The 18,729-nt window shown below is 36.8% G+C and carries 17 protein-coding genes; 10 read left to right on the forward strand and 7 right to left on the reverse strand.

Features of this window, described 5'->3' with window-relative positions:
• Window positions 1-46 precede the first annotated feature (46 nt).
• From AC5P2S_RS04670 to AC5P2S_RS04680, 3 genes are all read left to right on the forward strand, one after another.
• The gene (locus AC5P2S_RS04670) at window positions 47-1,300 is read left to right on the forward strand and encodes a YCF48-related protein (RefSeq protein WP_494556398.1); all 1,254 of its coding nucleotides are present in this window, start codon (window positions 47-49) and stop codon (window positions 1,298-1,300) included.
• A 192-nt stretch (window positions 1,301-1,492) separates the two neighbouring features.
• Window positions 1,493-2,851 (forward strand): oxygen-independent coproporphyrinogen III oxidase, encoded by a 1,359-nt coding sequence (gene hemN / locus AC5P2S_RS04675; RefSeq protein ID WP_494557004.1) that lies wholly within the window; start codon window positions 1,493-1,495, stop codon window positions 2,849-2,851.
• 53 nt (window positions 2,852-2,904) lie between these two features.
• On the forward strand, window positions 2,905-3,735 hold the full coding sequence (locus tag AC5P2S_RS04680; protein ID WP_494556399.1) for an alpha/beta hydrolase family protein: 831 nt from the start codon (window positions 2,905-2,907) through the stop codon (window positions 3,733-3,735).
• Here the strand turns inward: AC5P2S_RS04680 and AC5P2S_RS04685 are convergent.
• A complete protein-coding gene (locus AC5P2S_RS04685) occupies window positions 3,732-4,199 on the reverse strand; it encodes a hypothetical protein (RefSeq protein WP_494556400.1) in 468 nt (155 codons plus the stop codon). The genes AC5P2S_RS04680 and AC5P2S_RS04685 overlap by 4 nt on opposite strands.
• Window positions 4,200-4,295: 96 nt before the next feature.
• Here AC5P2S_RS04685 and queD point away from each other — a divergent pair, with 96 nt between their 5' ends.
• The gene (gene queD / locus AC5P2S_RS04690) at window positions 4,296-4,739 is read left to right on the forward strand and encodes a 6-carboxytetrahydropterin synthase QueD (RefSeq protein ID WP_494556401.1); all 444 of its coding nucleotides are present in this window, start codon (window positions 4,296-4,298) and stop codon (window positions 4,737-4,739) included.
• A 57-nt stretch (window positions 4,740-4,796) separates the two neighbouring features.
• The gene (locus AC5P2S_RS04695; RefSeq protein ID WP_283417238.1) at window positions 4,797-5,315 is read left to right on the forward strand and encodes an outer membrane beta-barrel protein; all 519 of its coding nucleotides are present in this window, start codon (window positions 4,797-4,799) and stop codon (window positions 5,313-5,315) included.
• A gap of 50 nt (window positions 5,316-5,365) precedes the next feature.
• Here AC5P2S_RS04695 and AC5P2S_RS04700 read toward each other — a convergent pair whose 3' ends face one another.
• Window positions 5,366-6,559: an exo-beta-N-acetylmuramidase NamZ family protein gene (locus tag AC5P2S_RS04700; RefSeq protein WP_494556402.1), complete on the reverse strand. Its 1,194-nt coding sequence runs from the start codon at window positions 6,557-6,559 to the stop codon at window positions 5,366-5,368.
• Between the two features lie 4 nt (window positions 6,560-6,563).
• Here AC5P2S_RS04700 and AC5P2S_RS04705 point away from each other — a divergent pair, with 4 nt between their 5' ends.
• The 3 genes from AC5P2S_RS04705 to AC5P2S_RS04715 are packed head-to-tail and all read left to right on the forward strand — an operon-like array spanning window position 6,564 to window position 9,447.
• The gene (locus AC5P2S_RS04705) at window positions 6,564-7,793 is read left to right on the forward strand and encodes an ABC transporter permease (RefSeq protein WP_494557005.1); all 1,230 of its coding nucleotides are present in this window, start codon (window positions 6,564-6,566) and stop codon (window positions 7,791-7,793) included.
• Window positions 7,794-7,833: 40 nt separating this feature from the next.
• A complete protein-coding gene (locus AC5P2S_RS04710; RefSeq protein WP_120212845.1) occupies window positions 7,834-8,439 on the forward strand; it encodes an LURP-one-related family protein in 606 nt (201 codons plus the stop codon).
• 24 nt (window positions 8,440-8,463) lie between these two features.
• Window positions 8,464-9,447: a PLP-dependent cysteine synthase family protein gene (locus AC5P2S_RS04715; protein ID WP_494556403.1), complete on the forward strand. Its 984-nt coding sequence runs from the start codon at window positions 8,464-8,466 to the stop codon at window positions 9,445-9,447.
• Between the two features lie 68 nt (window positions 9,448-9,515).
• On the opposite strand, the gene AC5P2S_RS04720 is transcribed toward AC5P2S_RS04715, so the two are convergent.
• The 3 genes from AC5P2S_RS04720 to AC5P2S_RS04730 all read right to left on the reverse strand — a co-directional run bounded on the left by AC5P2S_RS04720 (window position 9,516) and on the right by AC5P2S_RS04730 (window position 12,015).
• On the reverse strand, window positions 9,516-10,163 hold the full coding sequence (locus AC5P2S_RS04720; RefSeq protein ID WP_494556404.1) for a DUF4279 domain-containing protein: 648 nt from the start codon (window positions 10,161-10,163) through the stop codon (window positions 9,516-9,518).
• A gap of 9 nt (window positions 10,164-10,172) precedes the next feature.
• Window positions 10,173-11,015 (reverse strand): isoaspartyl peptidase/L-asparaginase, encoded by an 843-nt coding sequence (locus tag AC5P2S_RS04725; RefSeq protein ID WP_494556405.1) that lies wholly within the window; start codon window positions 11,013-11,015, stop codon window positions 10,173-10,175.
• Between the two features lie 106 nt (window positions 11,016-11,121).
• Window positions 11,122-12,015, reverse strand: coding sequence for a cyanophycinase (locus AC5P2S_RS04730; RefSeq protein ID WP_494556406.1), 894 nt, complete (start codon window positions 12,013-12,015; stop codon window positions 11,122-11,124).
• Between the two features lie 415 nt (window positions 12,016-12,430).
• Here AC5P2S_RS04730 and cphA point away from each other — a divergent pair, with 415 nt between their 5' ends.
• Window positions 12,431-15,049, forward strand: coding sequence for a cyanophycin synthetase (gene cphA, locus AC5P2S_RS04735; protein WP_494556407.1), 2,619 nt, complete (start codon window positions 12,431-12,433; stop codon window positions 15,047-15,049).
• A gap of 58 nt (window positions 15,050-15,107) precedes the next feature.
• Here cphA and AC5P2S_RS04740 read toward each other — a convergent pair whose 3' ends face one another.
• Window positions 15,108-15,920, reverse strand: a complete 813-nt coding sequence (locus tag AC5P2S_RS04740) for a class I SAM-dependent methyltransferase (protein WP_494556408.1) — start codon at window positions 15,918-15,920, stop codon at window positions 15,108-15,110.
• A 49-nt stretch (window positions 15,921-15,969) separates the two neighbouring features.
• Here AC5P2S_RS04740 and AC5P2S_RS04745 point away from each other — a divergent pair, with 49 nt between their 5' ends.
• The gene (locus AC5P2S_RS04745; RefSeq protein ID WP_494556409.1) at window positions 15,970-17,895 is read left to right on the forward strand and encodes a chloride channel protein; all 1,926 of its coding nucleotides are present in this window, start codon (window positions 15,970-15,972) and stop codon (window positions 17,893-17,895) included.
• A 24-nt stretch (window positions 17,896-17,919) separates the two neighbouring features.
• Here the strand turns inward: AC5P2S_RS04745 and AC5P2S_RS04750 are convergent, their stop codons facing one another.
• Window positions 17,920-18,729, reverse strand: a complete 810-nt coding sequence (locus AC5P2S_RS04750; RefSeq protein ID WP_494556410.1) for an anti-sigma factor — start codon at window positions 18,727-18,729, stop codon at window positions 17,920-17,922.

The raw sequence follows: 18,729 nt of genomic DNA on the forward strand, positions 1-18,729 counted from the left end.
GGGAAAATTCTCCCGATTTTTTTATTTTTAGCAAAAAATTAAAACCGTGAAAAAAATCTTTATCTCTTTCCTTTTTGTTGCCGGTTTAGTCTCTTCACAAACGTACAATTGGAGCACATTAAACTTTCCCCCTTCAACTACTGGTCGTTATGACGATGTTTTCTTTCTTAATGAAAACTTAGGCTGGGCTGCAAGAGGAGGCAATGGAACTGTTTTCAAAACCACAAACGGTGGAACGACCTGGACAGAACAAATTGTTAGTTCACAAACGGGGCAATACTTCAGGAATATAGAATTTCTGAATGAAAATATCGGTTTTCTGGGAACTCTGAATAATAACTTTTATAAGACGACTAATGGAGGAACAACGTGGACAAAGGTCAATAATATTTCTCCTTACCCAGCCGCAATCTGTGGACTAGATACAGTTGGATCATCCACGGTCTATGGTTGTGGAGCGTGGTTTTCTCCAGCTTATGTTATTAAGTCAACAGATTCCGGTAATACTTGGAAGTTTATCGATATGTCAGCTTATGCATCTGCCTTGGTCGAAGTTCAGTTCATTGATGAAAATGTCGGTTTTGTTTCAGGAAGTGACGAACAGGGTGCTGTGATTCTCAAAACGACTGACGGTGGTGACTCCTGGACCAAAATATACAGTGCCGGAGAATATGGCGATTACGTTTGGAAACTGCAAATTTTTCCAGATAATAAAATTATTTTCGGTTCGATTGAATCCGAAACTCAAGGCAAATTACTGAAAACTTTTGACGGCGGATTGACCTGGCAAACAAAAAATTTCCCTGACCCATATGTTCAGGCAGTTGGTTTTGTGTCAACTACGCACGGTTGGATGGGCGGCCACAATTCAGGTTTTATGGAAACTTTTGATGGTGGTAATACTTGGATAAATAAAAATCTTGGAGGTTCTCTTAACCGTATTTTTTTCGTGAACGGAACTACAGCTTTTGCATCGGGAAATCAAATCTATAAAATGACCACAACAGGTTTGTCAACCAATGAGTCAGGCAATGAAAAAGTTGAAAACCTGAAAATAGAAATCGCTCCAAATCCGATAAACGATAAGCTAAATTTGAACATTCATTACATTCATTCGGATCATATTATTGTTGGATTATACGATTTGACAGGAAAATTTTTGGGCAATATTCTAAAAGATGATGTTAGTAAAAAAGGTCTCAAAAAATATTCTCTGGACTTCAAATATCCTACAGGTGAATATCTTTTGGCGGTGCAATCCAATTTGGGAAGACAGTCTATAAAAATTATTAAGAAATAGTTTTAGGAGCTTAATCCCGCTATCCACTATATCTTTTTCTTTTTTGGCAAAAAAAGAAAAAGGATGCCGTTCCTATCGGGGCTAGGGATTTTGTCAACCATAGAAATTCAATTATCAATAATAGAATTTAACAATCAAAAATCATCTCTAATTCAAAATCATTCCAAACATAGTTTTCGTAACTTTGCAGCGATGAATTCTTTAGTTGACAAATACAATATTCCAGGTCCGCGTTACACATCTTATCCTACTGTTCCTTATTGGAACGAGGCGGATTTTACGCCAGAACTTTGGAAAAAATCCGTAATTAAATCCTTTTCTGAAAGCAATGCCCAAGAAGGGATTTCCATTTACATTCACCTGCCTTTTTGCGAAGCACTTTGTACATTTTGTGCTTGTCACAAAAGGATTACAAAGCAGCATTCTGTAGAAGTTCCATATTTGGAAAGTGTCTTGAAAGAATGGAGATTATATCTTGAATTATTCAGTGAAAAACCGAAGCTGAAAGAACTTCATTTGGGTGGTGGAACGCCGACTTTTTTCTCTCCGGAAAACCTGAAAATACTTTTACAAGGGATTTTTGATACAGTTGAAATTGCAGAAGAACAGGAATTTAGTTTTGAAGGTCATCCGAATAATACGACTCGGGAACATCTTCAGACTTTATTTGATTTAGGGTTTAATAGAGTGAGTTTTGGTGTTCAGGATTATGACCCAAAAGTTCAGAAAGCCATCAACAGGATTCAGCCTTTTGAAAATGTGAAAAATGTAACCGGATGGGCAAGAGAAATTGGCTATAAAGGAATCAGCCACGATTTGGTTTTCGGATTGCCGCATCAGACTTGGGAAGCCACCGAATATACGATTAGAAAAACTTTGGAGTTGAAACCAGACCGATTGGCGTTCTATTCTTACGCACACGTTCCTTGGGTAAAAGGAGTCGGACAAAGAGGTTTTGACGAAAGTGATCTGCCAAGTGGCGATGAGAAAAGAAGATTGTACGAAGACGGGAAAAAACTCTTAGAAGAACTCGGTTATATTGAGATTGGAATGGATCATTTTGCTCTGGAGCACGATGACCTTTATCAATCGTTGATTCAGAAAAAACTGCATCGTAATTTTATGGGTTATACATCCAGCAAAACCCAGTTGATGGTAGGTTTGGGAATGTCAGCAATTTCCGATTCCTGGTATGCTTTTGCGCAGAATGCAAAAACGGTGGAAGAATATCAAAAAATCGTGGAAGAAGGTAAAATTCCTGTTTTCCGGGGACATATTTTGGATGGTGAAGATTTGACAATTAGAAAACATATTCTGAATCTGATGTGTCAATTAGAAACGAGCTGGGATTTGCAAACTTCATTTCCTGAAATCGAAGATGCAATTGAAAAATTGAAAGAAATGGAAACGGACGGTTTGGTAGAAATCTTTGATAATCAAATTAAAATCACAGAGAAAGGAAGAGCTTTTACACGAAATGTGGCAATGGTTTTCGACCTCAGAATGATGAGAAACAAACCAGAAACCAGGATTTTCTCGATGACGATATAATGAATTAAAAGAAGTTTTAGTAACTTCTTTTTTTATTTTAAATAAGATTGAAAATGAATTTAACCCAACACAAAAACATCATTCTCAAAAGTTCCAGAGAATTTTTGGCTGATGCAATTTTTCCTGATTCTGGTGAAAAGCTTCCTCTAATCATTTTTGTTCACGGCTACAAAGGTTACAAAGATTGGGGCGCTTGGGAACTGATGGGAGAGAAGATGGCGAAAGCTGGATTTTATTTTGTTAAATTCAATTTTTCGCATAACGGAACTACGATTGAGAGTCCTGATGAATTTGCAGACTTGGAAGCATTTGGAGAAAATAATTATTCTAAGGAATTGGAAGATTTGGAAATGGTTATCAATCATTTCAAAAATCAGAAGGAAGTTGATGCTGATGAAATTATTTTGTTAGGCCACAGCCGAGGTGGCGGAATTTCTATCATCAAAGCTTCTGGAAATAGTTCGATTTCAAAATTAATTACATTAGCGAGTGTTTCTACACTTGACAGATTTCCTAAAGATGAATCTTTTGAAAAATGGAAAAGCGAAGGTGTTTACTTCGTAGAAAATGCGAGAACGAAACAGAAAATGCCACATTATTTTCAGTTTTTTGAAGATTATGAAAATAATAAAGAGAGATTTGATGTTGAAAATGCTTGTAAAAATTTGACAATTCCAAGTCTGTTCATTCACGGTTCTGTTGATGAATCTGTTCAGTTAAATCATTCTGAAAACCTTCATCATTGGACGAAGGGTTCTCAACTGAAAATCATCGACAATGCCAATCATACTTTCGGCGCAAAAGAACCATGGGAAAGTCATTCTCTTCCAAAAGAATTACATGAGGCTGTTGAAACTTGTATCAATTTTTTGAAAAAGAATTAATTTTTCTTTTTGATCAGGTTGTTATTTTCTATCCAGCGTTTGCTGGTGTTGATGTCTTTCAGATACCAAATGTCATTAGCATTCATCAGATAAAGGCTGTAAATAATTGGTATAGCAATCTGTTTCCCTTCCAGATAATTGGCTCTTACCGAGATAGCATTTTTTTTGCGGATAAAATCCCCTGAAAATATGTTGGAATAACTTTGTCCAGTCGCTTTGTCATCAATCAGCTCGATGAGTGTAAGGCTGTTGTCAGCATTAAACTGTAGAATATGACGCTCCGAATGGTCTTCAAAATCTTCTACCAAAACAAATTTTTTATTGCTAATGATATATCCTGAAGCATCCTTCATCTTTTTATGTTTATTTTCGATCTTTTCCAGGATGTCATTGACCGCTGAAAAATTCTGAGAATAAAAATAAACCGAAGAAATCAAACTGAATAAGAGAAATAATTTTTTCATTTTTTATGTGTCTTATTTACAAAATAAGTTATTGTAAATTGGATACACAAATCTTTGACCAAAAATAATCAGACGTTTTTTAATTATCTTTGCAAAATGATACGGATTACAAAAATTTTCAATTTCGAAACAGCTCACGTTCTTTACAATTATGACGGAAAATGCAAGAATATGCATGGTCATTCTTACAAATTATTTGTTACGGTAAAAGGTAATCCTATCGATAATCTGGATGACCATAAAAATGGAATGGTTGTCGATTTTGGTGATATCAAAAAAATTGTAAAAGAAGAAATTGTAGATGTTTGGGATCATGCAGTTTTGGTAAATGGCGTTTCTCCACACAAATCTCTTGGTGAAAATCTGCAAAACGAAGGACACAAAGTGATTTTCTGTAATTACCAGCCAACATGCGAAAATATGCTTTATGATATTGCCTCAAAAATAAAATCAAAACTTCCCGACCATGTTCAATTGGCCTATCTTAAGCTTCATGAGACAGAAAATTCTTATGGAGAATGGTTAGCTGAGGAAAACTAACATAGTTTTGCTATTTGCTGAATTTTTCTTAAAATTGCAGCCTTAAATTAATAAACTATGAAAAAACTATTTTTAGTTGGTGCTTTGTCACTTTTTGGAGCTATGAACGCTCAGTCGGCTAAGTTTGGGCTTAACGCAGGTATGCTGACAGGGTTTGCAAAAGCAAAAGTCCCTGGTTATAGTGAGACAGATTCTTCTACAGGATTTTATGTTGGAGCTCTGGTAGAAATTAAGTTTGGAAGTTTTGCGATTCAGCCTGCAGTTAACTATGCTAATATTAGTGATGGAAGCGGGTTGCAAATTCCTGTAATGTTAAAATATTACGCTATTCCAAAATTGAATTTTCAATTTGGTCCCCAGTTTTTATTTGATTTGGAAGATACACCGGCGGGTTATGAAAATTTTTATAATAAAACAAATTTTGGACTGGCAGTCGGAGCAGGTTTTGATTTTACGTCTAGCTTATTTGCTGAAGCAAGATATTCTTTCCAGGTAAATAATCATCTTAAAGATGCGCCTTCAGGATATGCATTAAAAGCTAATTATTTTAATCTTGGTTTAGGTTATAAATTTTAATCCAAATCCAGAATTATATAAAATAAAAAACCTCGCAACAGCGAGGTTTTTTAATTAGGATAGACAATATATTTCTGCCTTATTTTTTCAAAATTGGCGAGGTCTTTTTTCCAGCTATCTTTGATTTCTTTTTCAGATTTTCCTGCAATGATCTGTTTTCTTAGTTCATCACTTCCGGCTAACTTATCAAAGAAAAGATTTTTCAAAAAGAAATCCTGCTGAGGATTTTTATAACTTATGTAGGATTTCAAAAGCCATTCAAGATTTATTTGTCTTAAGTCTTGAGAGTATTGACTCAGATTTTCGCCATAACATAATTTGCCATTCAGAAAAGGATCTTTTGCACCTTCTGTTGGTTTCGGTGTGAATTGATATTGGAAATCTTTTGTCCACGGCGAACCGTAGATTTGGAATGGTAAATCTGTTCCTCTTCCTACAGAAACCTGCGTTCCTTCAAAAAAACAGAGACTCGGATAGAGATTGATGGATTTATCATTAGGAAGATTTGGAGAAGGTTTGTCAGAAACGCCGTAACGCTGTTGTTTGTGGTAATTAAGCATTGGGATCAACGTGTATTTTGCTGTCACTCCATTTTTCAGCCACTTTTCGCCATTGACCATTTTTCCATATTCACCAATTGTTAATCCATAAACAACAGGAACATTATGTAAGCCAATAAAACTTTTCCATTGGTCGCGCATCATTGGTCCATCTATGTAACCATCGTGTGGATTTGGTCTATCAAGAACAATCACTTCAACATTATTTTCCGCTGCCGCTTCCATAATATAAGATAGTGTCGAGATATAAGTGTAAAATCGTACTCCAACATCTTGGATGTCGAACAAAATAACATCAGCACCTTTCAGATATTCGGATTTTGGTTTCTTGTTGTCGCCATACAATGAAACAATCGGTAAGCCGGTTTTACTATCGGTTCCGTTTTTAACGTGTTCGCCGGCATCTGCAACGCCTCGGAAACCGTGTTCAGGCGCAAAAATAGATTTGATTTTTATATTGTTTTCGACCAAGAAATCAACCAAATGTTTTTTATTCTTCAGAAGACTGGTTTGGTTAGCGGCGACAATGACGTTTCTATTTTTAAGCAAAGGCAAATAAAGTTCTGAACGTTCAGCCCCATTTAAGAAACAATCTGCATTGTTCTGAGACTTAATAAATGGTATTGAACTAAAATAAATTAGCAGGATAAAAACTAAAGTTTTATTTTTGAAGCTTAAAATCATTGATTTGAATTTTCCGTTATATTTCTCGAAAAAGATAGCGTTTTCCAAAGATAACAAAAATAATCTCTCCAAGGTGATTGTCTATATCGGCAGGCTTTCTGTTGCTTTGGGCATCATTGTTTCGCTGATTACAATCTCCACAGGTCTCGGTTCTAAAAAAGCCATCGAAGACAGGATTTCTAATTTCAGCGGAGATATTTCTGTAAAATCCACACGTTCCAATTCTTCTTATAATTCTTCTGTTTTGGATACAAAAGGATTGGACACAAAAGCTCTGAGATCAATTCCTGGCGTTGCCGGTTTACAATCTTATGCTTCAGTGAGTGGAATCCTTAGAACTGAAAATAATTTTGCAGGCATCATTTTGAAAGGTGTAGGGAAAGATTTTGATAAAGAAAGATTTCAGCCGTTTATGATTTCGGGCTCGATTCCGGATTATAAAGAAGACGGTTATAATAACGAGGTTATTTTGTCAGACAAAATCGCCAGTGATCTTTCACTCAAAGCGAATGACAGTATTGTGGCAATATTTTCAAAAGAAGACCAAAAACCGATTTACAGAAAATTTGTGATTAAAGGGATTTACAAAACAGATATCAAACTGGTTGATGATCTTTATATGATCGGCGATATCAATCACGTCCGCAAAGTAATGAATATGAATGATAAAGAAGTTGGCGGACTTGATATTTTCCTGGATGATACGAGTGAAATCGATTCTACTTTTCCTCAAATCGAAAAATATATTGGATATAAAAATTATGCAGAAAAAGTAACGGAAAAATACCCACAGATTTTGGATTGGGTCAATATTTTCAATCAGAATATCTCTTTGATTATTGCCATTATGCTGATTGTTGTAGTCATCAACATTATTATGGTTTTACTGATTTTGATTATCGAAAGAACCAATTCCATAGGGCTTTTGAAGACATTCGGAGCTTCTAATGCACAGATCAGATATATTTTTATTAATTATACATTAATTATAATGATTCCGGGATTGCTGGCAGGAAATGTGATAGGAATCGGATTGTTACTGATCCAAAAATATACAGGAATTATAAAGCTTGACCCGGAAAATTACTTCATCAGTACAGTTCCGGTAGATCTTAACCCGTTATATATCATTTCGATTTCGGTAGGGATTTTTATCGTTTCAGGCATCGCAATGATTTTACCAAGTTATTTGATAAGTAGAATCTCACCATTAAAGGCTATTAAATACAGTTAATTAATTTTTATAGATTTAAATACTTGAAAAAAATACTTAAATGATACTAAAAAACCTTAATTATCCACTTGATTTTAAATTCAAGATCACCACATTGGCCAGCGACTTTAACATTACGGACAGAAACGGGAATTATGTGGCTTATGTTCGTCAGAAAATGTTTAAGCTAAAGGAAGATGTAATTGTTTTCAATGATGAGAGCAAAACTCAGGAATTATTCAATATTAAAGCGAACCAATGGATTGATTTCAACGCATCTTATGTGATGACGGATTTGGTTAACGGTAAAAAGTTCGGAAGACTAGCAAGAAAAGGGGTTCGTTCTCTCTGGAAATCCCGGTATGATATCATCGATGAAAATGACCAGCCCAAATATCAGATCAATGAAGACAATGGCTGGGTAAAGGTTTTTGACAGTTTCATTGGCGAGATTCCTATTATAGGATTGTTCACAGGTTATTTTCTGAATCCTTCTTACACCGTGAAAGATAATGCGGGTAAAGAATACTTCAGACTTAAAAAAATGCCTTCTTTGGTTGGGAGGAGATTCCAATTAGAAAGATTAATTGATATTGATGACGAAGACGAATCTCTTGTTGTTTTGAGTTTTCTGATGATGGTTCTTTTAGAAAGAGCGAGAGGATAATAGCCTTAATTAAAATAATAGAATATGAAATATTACAATAATATAGTTGAAACGATTGGTAACACACCTTTGGTTAAAATCAATAAAGTCTTGGGAGAGGATTTCCCGGCTTTGGTTTTGGCAAAAGTAGAAACGACCAATCCCGGAAATTCTGTGAAAGACAGAATGGCGCTTAAGATGATTGAAGATGCTGAAAAAGACGGACGTCTGAAACCTGGCGGAACAATCATCGAAGGAACTTCCGGAAACACGGGAATGGGACTGGCTTTGGTGGCAATTCAAAAAGGTTACAAATGTATTTTCGTGACCAATTCCAAACAATCCAAGGAAAAATGCGACATCCTTCGTGCAGTTGGTGCAGAAGTGATTGTTTGCCCGACGGATGTGAAACCGACAGATCCGCGTTCTTATTATTCGGTTTCCAAAAGACTGGCAACTGAAACAGAGAACGGTTGGTATGTGAATCAATACGATAATTTGTCCAACAGACAAGCACATTACGAAAGTACAGCGCCAGAAATCTGGGAACAGACGGAAGGAAAACTGACGCATTTCGTAGTAGGCGCCGGAACAGGCGGAACAATTACAGGCTGTGGAAAATTCTTCAAGGAGAAAAATCCAAATATTAAAGTTATTGGCGTTGATACTTATGGTTCAATTTTGAAAGAAATTCACGAAACAGGAGAAATTCATTTGAATCACGCTTACACTTACATCACGGAAGGTATTGGCGAAGATATTCTTCCTGAGAATTATGATATGAGTGTTATCGACCATTTTGAAAAAGTCACCGACAAAGACGGAGCAGTCTATGCGAGAAAACTGGCAAAAGAAGAAGGAATCTTTTGTGGTTACTCTGCTGGAAGTGCAATGGCTTCACTTGTTCAGATGAAAGACCAGTTTACAAAAGACGACGTGATTGTGGTTCTGCTTCACGACCATGGTTCCCGTTACGTAGGGAAAATCTACAACGATGAATGGATGAAGGAAATGGGTTGGCTGGATTAATAATTATGAATTGTTAATTATAAATTATAAAAAAAAAACTGCTATCGAGAGATAGCGGTTTTTTTAATTTAAGAAATGAATTGATTCCCTGAGACATATAAATCAAAATCAATTGACAAGTTCAGATTATTTAATTTTCTGATAACTTCTTTAGATAAATTTGGCCCTCCAATCATTCCATTTCCATTGTGGAACTTCATATTGACTTGAATGTAGCCGTTTGCAATATCAGTTAATTTCTTAATACCAGCGATATCATTTTCTAATTCTGAAATTAGTTGATTGAGTTTTCCATCAAAACTATCAGTTTTTTTATTTGGCTCGATGATGATACTGCTAAAAGTATAATTACCTTTTCCAAATTTTCTCTTGTCTCCCATATTCCAGCCATCAGTTATTTGAAGTTTTGTAATTTGCTTTAATTCGTCTTCCGATAAATTTTCAGAGGTTGCTCTAAAATAAATAGAAATATAAGCTTCAGTAGAAATTCCAGAAATTTCTTTTTTTATTGAATCAATGTAAAATTTGAGATAGAACCTTTCCCCAACAATTGGTAAATAAACAATGATTTCATTGTTATTAATGATAATATTTTCAATTTTGATAATATCATCAATATAAACAGGAGAATGAATTTCTAAGATTTGCTCTGTAAACCCCCAGCTTTTATTCTCGATTTCAGTTTGAATAAGATTAATTATTTCTAAATCTGTCATTCTTATATTTTAACTAAAAACCTCAAAATCCACCCCATCAAAACTTGCAAAAACCATCGTCGGATAAGAATCCTGATGAAAGATATTACCTTCAGAATCAATCCCGATTGCACCAGCAAAACCATCAATTTCTTTCAGTTCTTCAAAGGTTCTGTCGAAAGCATTTTCTATAGTTAAACCGTCAGTTACTCGGGTTACGATTTTTGCAGCAGTCGCATTGCTCACGATATCTTCGCCAACACCAGTACAGCTTACTGCACAAAACTGATTGGCAAAATTTCCTGCAACAGTCGCCGAATCAGAGATTCTTCCCGGGATTTCAAAACCTTTTCCACCAGTTGAAGTTGCGACAGCAAGTTTCCCGTGTTTGTCAATCGCAACAGCACCAACAGTTCCTTTTCCTCCGTTTTTTAGTTTCTCTTCGTATTCTTTTCTTCGCTGAGGAATTTCCGTTGAGAAGTTTTCAAAACCGTGTTGATTAGCATATTGTTTGGCTCCGTTGCCGCCCAAAACGCGGTCGTCTTCTTTCATCAATTCTTTGGCAACAAGAATCGGATTTTTCACATCCTGAATATTAATCACACCACTCATTTTCTGAGTTTCACCGTTCATTATCGCTGCGCTCATCCGGATAATACCATCACTTTGGATTTGTGAACCAATTCCGGCATTGTACAGTTCATCATCTTCCAACAGCGAAACAGCATAAGCCACTGTGTCGAAAGCAGAATTGTCTTTTAAGAATTCATAGGATTTTTTCGCAATATCTTTTAGTGAATTTTGTTTGGCCAATTTCACTTCATTACTTTGACTGCTTTCTGAGAAAAATCCGCCGTGGATAATTATTTTCATTTTTAATTTTATTAGTTTTTCAAAAAAAATCTCACAGATTAAGCAGATTGCTGAATTATTTTAAATGTTAATCTGTTGAATCTGCTTAATCTGTGAGAAATCTATATTATTCTGAGCTTACCTGCGGAATCGGATTATATTGCGAATTGACAATTGTCATCTCCCGGCTTTTTAAATCGAATGTATCATTCATAGAAAGCACATCCACAATCAGATTTTTGATAGAAATCGGTTGCCCCAATTCTACATTCGTCAGGTTCGTATCTTTAATCTGAAGGCCGTCCACCAAAATCACAAGACCGGAACCAATCGCCGTCATCGTTTCTTCTTCAATAAACAAACCTGTGTCTTCACCAAGACCAATTCCCAAAGTTCTCGGATTGTTCACAACCGCCTGAAATAATCTTCCGATTCTTCCTCGCTGTACAAAATGTGTATCAATAATCACATTTTCTATAAAACCAAGACCTTGAGTCGTTTTGATTTCACCTTTCAAAAGTGCCTCGGAGCTGGAACCTAGATAGATCATATTTTCCGATGCAGCAGCAGCTCCGGCAGAAGTTCCTGCATAGATAAAATCTTCGGTTTGATATTTGGTTAAAATGGCATCGTGAAATCTCGTTCCACCTAGAATTGATGTTAAACGAAGCTGGTCGCCACCAGTGAACATCACAACATCCGCAGCATTGGCTCTCGCAACAATCGCGTCGCTGTTGGCTTGTTCACGATTTTGGATATCAAGAATATTGCAGTTTTTTGCACCAAGATATTCAAACGCTTTTTTATATTCAGGACCAACAATGTCAGGAATCTGAGATGCGGTCGTAATCACTTCAATGACAGAATCTTCTTTCAGCTTCGATTCATCAATAATCTTTCTGAGGATTCCGCGTTCAAAAAAGTTAAGATTTTTTTCAACATTTTGGTCAAAACTGGTCTCCGTAAAACTACCTTTGTTTACAGCGCCTCCAATGATGACTAGTTTTCCTTTTGATTTCATATTAACAAAAATAATAAATCATTACAGAATAAACCTCATATTAATCGCTTAAAAATCCACAAAACAGATTTAAACTTTTAATAATTAAGGACTTATTTCCGGAAAACAATGTTTGTTGATTAATGAATTGTTAATTATTCTGATGAATCAATAACAAATTTCTTTTATAACAGAATAATTATTTTCAATTTTTCTTGATTTTACATTATCTTTGATAAAATAGAGAATAACGATTTACAAATTAGCAAGCGTATTTGATTTGACATTTTAGTTCGGCATTAGATTTGGGCAGCTTTATCCGCCCTCCGTTCCCGCTATTTTTATTTTTTATCAAAAAATAAAAATGAGCTCCACTCAGGTCGGGCTGCGTGCAATTCAGTGTAAAATCATAAGTTAAAATCAGTGAAATAGAAATATGAAAATAGAAAAAATACAAGTTTTAAGAGGTCCCAATATTTGGAGCATTACAAGAAAAAAACTCATTCAGATGCGTTTGGATTTGGAGGAAACAGAGCATCAGCCGACCAACAAAATTGAAGGTTTCCGGGAAAGGATAGAGCAATTGTTACCATCATTGTATTCTCACAGATGTTCTGAAGGAACCGAAGGCGGATTTTTCAAACGTGTAGAAATGGGAACCTGGATGGGACACGTGATCGAGCATATAGCGTTGGAAATCCAGACATTGGCAGGTATGGATGTCGGTTTCGGAAGAACAAGAGAAACCAAAACACCGGGAACTTACAATGTTGTTTTCAATTACATCGAAGAAAGAGCCGGCGTTTTCGCTGCGGAAGAAGCAGTGAAAATTGCAGAAAGTCTCATCGCAGGAACCGATTATGATATCAATTCTTGTATTCAGACTCTAAAAGAAATCCGAGAAAGAGAACGATTAGGCCCATCTACAGGAAGTATTGTCGAGGAAGCGGCGTCCAGAAGAATTCCTTGGATTAGATTGGGTAAAAATTCTTTAGTTCAATTGGGTTATGGAATTAATCAGCAACGTTTTCAGGCTACGATTACAGGAAATACGAGCAGTATAGCCGTTGATATCGCCTGTAACAAAGAACTGACAAAAAAAATGCTGGAAGATGCGGCAATTCCTGTTCCTTCCGGAGGTCTGGTGACAGATGAGGAGGGTTTGCAGGCGGTTATCAGAAAAATAGGTTATCCGTTAGTTCTGAAACCTTTGGATGGTAACCACGGAAAAGGTGCTTCCATCAATGTTAAAGATTATGAAACGGCTGTTATCGGTTTGGAGCACGCTCAGAAATATTCCAGAAAAGTTATTGTAGAAAAATATATTACAGGTTTTGATTTCCGTGTTTTGGTCATTAATCATAAAATGGTCGCAGCAGCGAGAAGAGTTCCTGCACACGTTGTAGGCGATGGTGAACTGAATCTTCAGCAACTCATCGATAAAGAAAATCTTGACCCAAGAAGAGGTTATGGACATGAAAATGTACTCACAGAAATTGATGTTGATAAAGACACGAATGAACTTCTTGAAAAACTCAATTATACATTAGAAACTGTTCCACAAAAAGGCGAAATCGTCTATCTGAAATCTACAGCAAATCTTTCCACCGGAGGAACGTCGATCGATGTCACAGATATGATTCACCCGGAAAATATCCAGATGGCTGAACGTGTTTCCAGAATCATCGGATTAGATGTTTGCGGTATCGATATTATGGCAGAAAATCTAACGCAACCTTTGAAAGAAAGTGGTGGCGCCATTTTGGAAGTGAATGCTGCACCTGGATTCAGGATGCATTTGGCTCCAAGTGAAGGTTTGCCTAGAAACGTTGCGGCTCCGGTTGTTGATATGCTTTATCCTCCGGGAAAAGAATTCAGAATTCCGATTATTGCGCTTACAGGAACCAACGGAAAAACTACGACCACGAGATTGTTGGCTCACATCGTAAAAAACAATGGAAAAAGAGTTGGATTTACTACTTCCGATGGGATTTATATTCAAAATACATTACTTGAAAAAGGCGATACGACAGGACCAATGTCTGCAGAATTTATTCTCAAAGATCCAACTGTAGAATTTGCGGTTCTGGAAACAGCCAGAGGTGGAATTCTTCGCTCTGGATTGGGATTTGGAACTTGCGATATTGGGGTTTTGACCAATATTAAAGAAGACCATTTAGGCATAAGTGATATACATAATCTGAAAGATTTAACAAGAGTGAAGCGGGTTGTTCTGGATAGTGTTAAAAAAGATGGCTGGTGTGTTCTGAATGCAGATGACGAATATTCTATGCGATTGGCGGATGATCTACGAGCAAAAGTAGCATTGTTCAGTCTGGATGAAAATAATCCCCATATCAAAAAATTTGCAAAAGAAGGTAAAATTACCTGCGTTTACGAAGAAGGTTTCGTAACTATTAAAAAAGGCGAATGGAAAATCCGAATCGAGAGAGTTAAGAATATCCCGATCACAATGGAAGGAAAAGCAAAGTTTATGATTGCAAATGTTTTAGCTGCGTCATTAGCCGCTTACGTTTACGGTTTCGAAATCCCGAATATTGCTTTAGCTCTGACGACATTCATTCCAAGTGCTCAGTTAACACCTGGAAGACTGAATGTCTTCAAATTCAAAAACTTCAAGGTAATGATTGACTTTGCACACAATCCCGCGGGTTATGAAGCGATTGAAGATTATCTTAAGAATATCGAATCCAACAAAAAAATCGGAATTATTTCCGGAGTGGGAGACAGACGTGATAAAGATATCAGAGAATGCGGTAAAATTGCAGCAAGGATGTTTGACCACATCATTATCAGAAATGAGAAACATCTGCGCGGAAGAACCGAAGACGAAATCAACGGATTGATTATAGAAGGTATCCAAAGTATTGATAAAAATGTAAGCTACGAGATTATCCCGAAAGAAATCGATGCTTTGAAACATGCGATGAGCTTAGCGGAAGAAGGAACCTTTATAACTGCGTTAAGTGATGTCATCAATAATGCTATAGAAATTGTCCAGGAATACCAGGCCAAAGAATTACAGGACGAATAAATTGAGATAATTAAAACCGCCAGACCTGGCGGTTTTTGTTTTATAAAGGAATACCTTGTCAATTAGATACCTGATTCTTCGTGGCAACCACGGAATACACCATTGGGATTTTATCTCCCAAATGTTCGATCCTGAACTTTTTAGGTTCGAATTCTATGGTTTTATTGAAGCAATTGTAAGGCGAATAATCGTATTCATCCAGAGAATTTATTTCTAGACCGTTTTGTATTAAACTATTGATAACTTCACTTAGACCATGATTCCATGTTACATATTCCTGGGTGATATCAGCTGTTTTATCAGCATAAGTTCCGCTTTCTGTTTCTATGATTGCTCCGGAATTAAAATAGCGGTAAAAGACCTTTTCAAAATCGTTATCAAACATCCAGACCACGGGGTGAAATTCCACAAAAACAAATTTTCCTCCCGGTTTTAGAAATCTCGCAATCACTTTTGCCCATCGGTCCAGATCCGGAAGCCAGCCAATCGTTCCGTAACTTGTATAAACAATATCGAATTGCTGATGCAGATGATTGGGAAGGTCGTAAACATCGGAACAAATGAATTTAGCATCGGTACCAGAATCTTTAGCGATCTGTTTGGCACTTTCGATGGCTTTATCAGATAGATCAATACCTGTTGCATCTGCTCCAAGACGAGCCAGTGATATTGTGTCCTGGCCAAAATGGCATTGGAGATGCAGGACTGATTTTCCTTTGATATCACCCAACAGGTCGAGTTCTATGCTGTTCAACGAAGTATTGCCTTTCAGAAATCCGTCAAGGTCGTAGAAGTCGGATGTGAGGTGAGTATCTGTTCTATTGTTCCAGGATTGACGGTTGATTTCCAAATAATCATTCTCTTTACTCATAATTATACTGAATAGTTACTTTTCCAAATATCCGAAAATCTTTATTATTATGAAAAATGATTTCCAGATCAATAAAAGTGTATGTTCATACTCTCTTTTGATTTGGTATATTTGTATTCAAATTCACAGCGTGAAGTTCCAAAATAAGAAAAAATATCTTAGCTTTTTAAAATTCAAAAAAGATTTCCAACAGTTTGGACTGGAGAAAGCACGCAGCTATGAACTGATTCTTCATTGGCTAAATAGCAGGTTAAGCAGAAATCAGTTTCTTCTTCTTTCGGGTATTTTGGTAGGACTTACTGCCGGTTTGGCTGGTGTGATCCTGAAAACTTTGGTTCACAATATTCATTATTTTATCACGCACAAAGTTCACTTCGAGTATCAGATTTTATTCTACATCGTTTTTCCGTTTTTAGGGATTGTGTTAACGACAATTACCGTGCAGACTTTATTTAAGGGGCAGGATAAAAAAGGCATTGGTGTGATTTTGTATGAGATTGCCCAGAACTCAAGTATCGTTTCGTCGGTTAAGATGTATTCCCAGATTGTGCAGAGTGCGATTACTGTCGGATTAGGAGGTTCTGCCGGTCTGGAAAGTCCGATTGCTGTGACCGGAGCCGCTATTGGTTCCAATTATGCCCAGACTTATAGATTGAGTTATAAAGAAAGAACTTTGTTGTTGGCGGCAGGCGCTAGTGCTGGGATTGCATCAGCGTTTAATGCACCGATTGCCGGGATTATGTTTGCCTTTGAGATTCTGCTGACGGGCGTTGTGTTTACCGACTTTATTCCTCTGGTTGTGGCTGCGGTTTGCGGTAGTTTGTTATCCAGGATATTACTGCAGGAAGACGTTCTGTTCAGGTTTTATACAAGAGAAGCTTTCAATTACAAAAACGTTCCTTATTATCTTATTTTGGGAGTTGTCACAGGTCTGTATGCAAGGTATTTTGTATTGATGTCTCAGAAGGTTGAACATTTTATTCATCAACTGAAGATGTCACCGTTGAGAAGAGCAATGTTTGGTGGTGCTGTTTTATCTCTGCTTTGTGTATTATTTCCGCCATTATTTGGAGAAGGTTATGACACTATCAAGGCTTTTACCAGTGGTGATACTCTTTTGATTATTGAGAACAGCCTGTTCAGATATTTTGAAGTCAAAAGCTGGACGGTGATTATTTTCCTGATCCTGGTACTGGTTCTGAAAGCCTTTGCCACTCCTTTTACGATTTTCAGTGGAGGAAATGGAGGAAACTTCGCACCATCTTTGTTTGCTGGAGGAACTGCTGGTTTTTTGTTTGCAGTAGTTTGTCAGCAGATTGGTTTTAAAGAAGTGCCGGTTACCAATTTGGTTTTAGTGGGAATGGCTGGTGCAATGAGCGGAATTCTATATGCGCCGCTTACGGCAATTTTCCTGATCGCTGAATCCAGTTTTGGTTATGATCTCTTTATTCCGTTGATGATTGTGTCAGTAATTTCATACCTGATAGCAAAAAGTTTCTCGCCGATTTCTCCGGAACTGAAATCACTGGCTGATCAGGGGAAAATCTTTACAAGCAAGCATGACAATAATCTTTTATTTTCTCTGAATACCAAAGATTATATCGATTTCCAGTCTCAGGTCATTAATGAGAATGCTTCTGTCACAGAGTTATTTGATATGATAAAAAATGGGAACAAAAATTCTTTTGCTGTCGTCGATCACGCGAACAAACTGAAAGGTATTCTTGATATGGATGATGTCCGTCCTTATCTTTTTAGCGATGACATTGATAAGCTTTCACTTAGTAAAATGATGAAGGCGCCGCCTGCGGTAATATTTCAAGATCATAAAGCACCTGAAATTTTACAGACTTTTGACGAAACCGGTTATTGGTATCTGCCTGTTGTAGATCATGATAACCGTTTCATTGGATTCATATCAAAATCGTCTATATTGACAGATTACAGACAGTTACTCAAATTGTATTCTGAATAAAGATATAATCACAAATACAGGATCTTAAATATTTCCGATCACGAACATATTTTCCATCGTAGGAACGGGACTTCCGCCTCGCTTTTCCAATGTGATGGCGAATGCCTGTGCATTTGGAATGTTAGATAAGACGATTTTGCTGTCTTTATCTTCAGAGTACATCCCTGCACTTACAGGTTTCCCGTCTGAGATTGCCCAGAGCTGATATTCCATTCCTTCAGGAGCTTTCGGAAGATGTTCAGCATTCAGGTAAACATTCTTTGTTTTTTTATCCCAGAAAACAATCGCTTTGGAATCCGGATGTTTTTCTACACCTTTCAGGGAGACCATCAGCATATCGGGGTTGGAGAACATCTCCATTTTCTGACTCAGTTTTTGGATAGCAAGACTCTGACTTTCTTTTTCGGTCTCGAGTTTTGCAATCTCCTGTTTTGTTTTGGATTGATCGTTCATCCAGAACGCATTTCCTGCGAGGCTAAGCAATAGAAGAATAGATGCCGCAGCAGAAAGCAATTTCCAGTTGCTGTTTCCCTGTATTCTTATTTCTTCCTGAGGTTTTGCTGCTGGAATATCAACAGAAGCCATAGGTTGTACATTGTCAACAAGCTGTTCCTGCTGAATTTTGTTCCAGATCTTAGACTTCAGATCACTTGGAGGTGTCACAGCCTGAGCAGTGGCCATATCTTCCAAAGTTTTTTGTGCCTCTTCAAAAGCTGCTCTTACATCAGCATTGTTCTTCATTACACACTCCAAAATACCTGCTTCTTCGGGAGAAGCAAGACCTAGAATATAAGATTCTATGATTCCGGATGATATGTATTCTTGTGTGTTCAA

It is taken from the genome of Epilithonimonas sp. 33E (assembly GCF_059372615.1).

Coding starts and splice junctions, on each gene's coding strand:
- AC5P2S_RS04685 (WP_494556400.1), bottom strand. CDS start 4,199: ATGAAAAAATTATTTCTCTTATTCAGTTTGATTTCTTCGGTTTATTTT.
- AC5P2S_RS04710 (WP_120212845.1), top strand. CDS start 7,834: ATGATACTAAAAAACCTTAATTATCCACTTGATTTTAAATTCAAGATC.
- AC5P2S_RS04745 (WP_494556409.1), top strand. CDS start 15,970: ATGAAAAATGATTTCCAGATCAATAAAAGTGTATGTTCATACTCTCTT.
- AC5P2S_RS04720 (WP_494556404.1), bottom strand. CDS start 10,163: ATGACAGATTTAGAAATAATTAATCTTATTCAAACTGAAATCGAGAAT.
- AC5P2S_RS04730 (WP_494556406.1), bottom strand. CDS start 12,015: ATGAAATCAAAAGGAAAACTAGTCATCATTGGAGGCGCTGTAAACAAA.
- AC5P2S_RS04695 (WP_283417238.1), top strand. CDS start 4,797: ATGAAAAAACTATTTTTAGTTGGTGCTTTGTCACTTTTTGGAGCTATG.
- AC5P2S_RS04680 (WP_494556399.1), top strand. CDS start 2,905: ATGAATTTAACCCAACACAAAAACATCATTCTCAAAAGTTCCAGAGAA.
- AC5P2S_RS04725 (WP_494556405.1), bottom strand. CDS start 11,015: ATGAAAATAATTATCCACGGCGGATTTTTCTCAGAAAGCAGTCAAAGT.
- cphA (WP_494556407.1), top strand. CDS start 12,431: ATGAAAATAGAAAAAATACAAGTTTTAAGAGGTCCCAATATTTGGAGC.
- AC5P2S_RS04715 (WP_494556403.1), top strand. CDS start 8,464: ATGAAATATTACAATAATATAGTTGAAACGATTGGTAACACACCTTTG.
- AC5P2S_RS04700 (WP_494556402.1), bottom strand. CDS start 6,559: ATGATTTTAAGCTTCAAAAATAAAACTTTAGTTTTTATCCTGCTAATT.
- queD (WP_494556401.1), top strand. CDS start 4,296: ATGATACGGATTACAAAAATTTTCAATTTCGAAACAGCTCACGTTCTT.
- hemN (WP_494557004.1), top strand. CDS start 1,493: ATGAATTCTTTAGTTGACAAATACAATATTCCAGGTCCGCGTTACACA.
- AC5P2S_RS04740 (WP_494556408.1), bottom strand. CDS start 15,920: ATGAGTAAAGAGAATGATTATTTGGAAATCAACCGTCAATCCTGGAAC.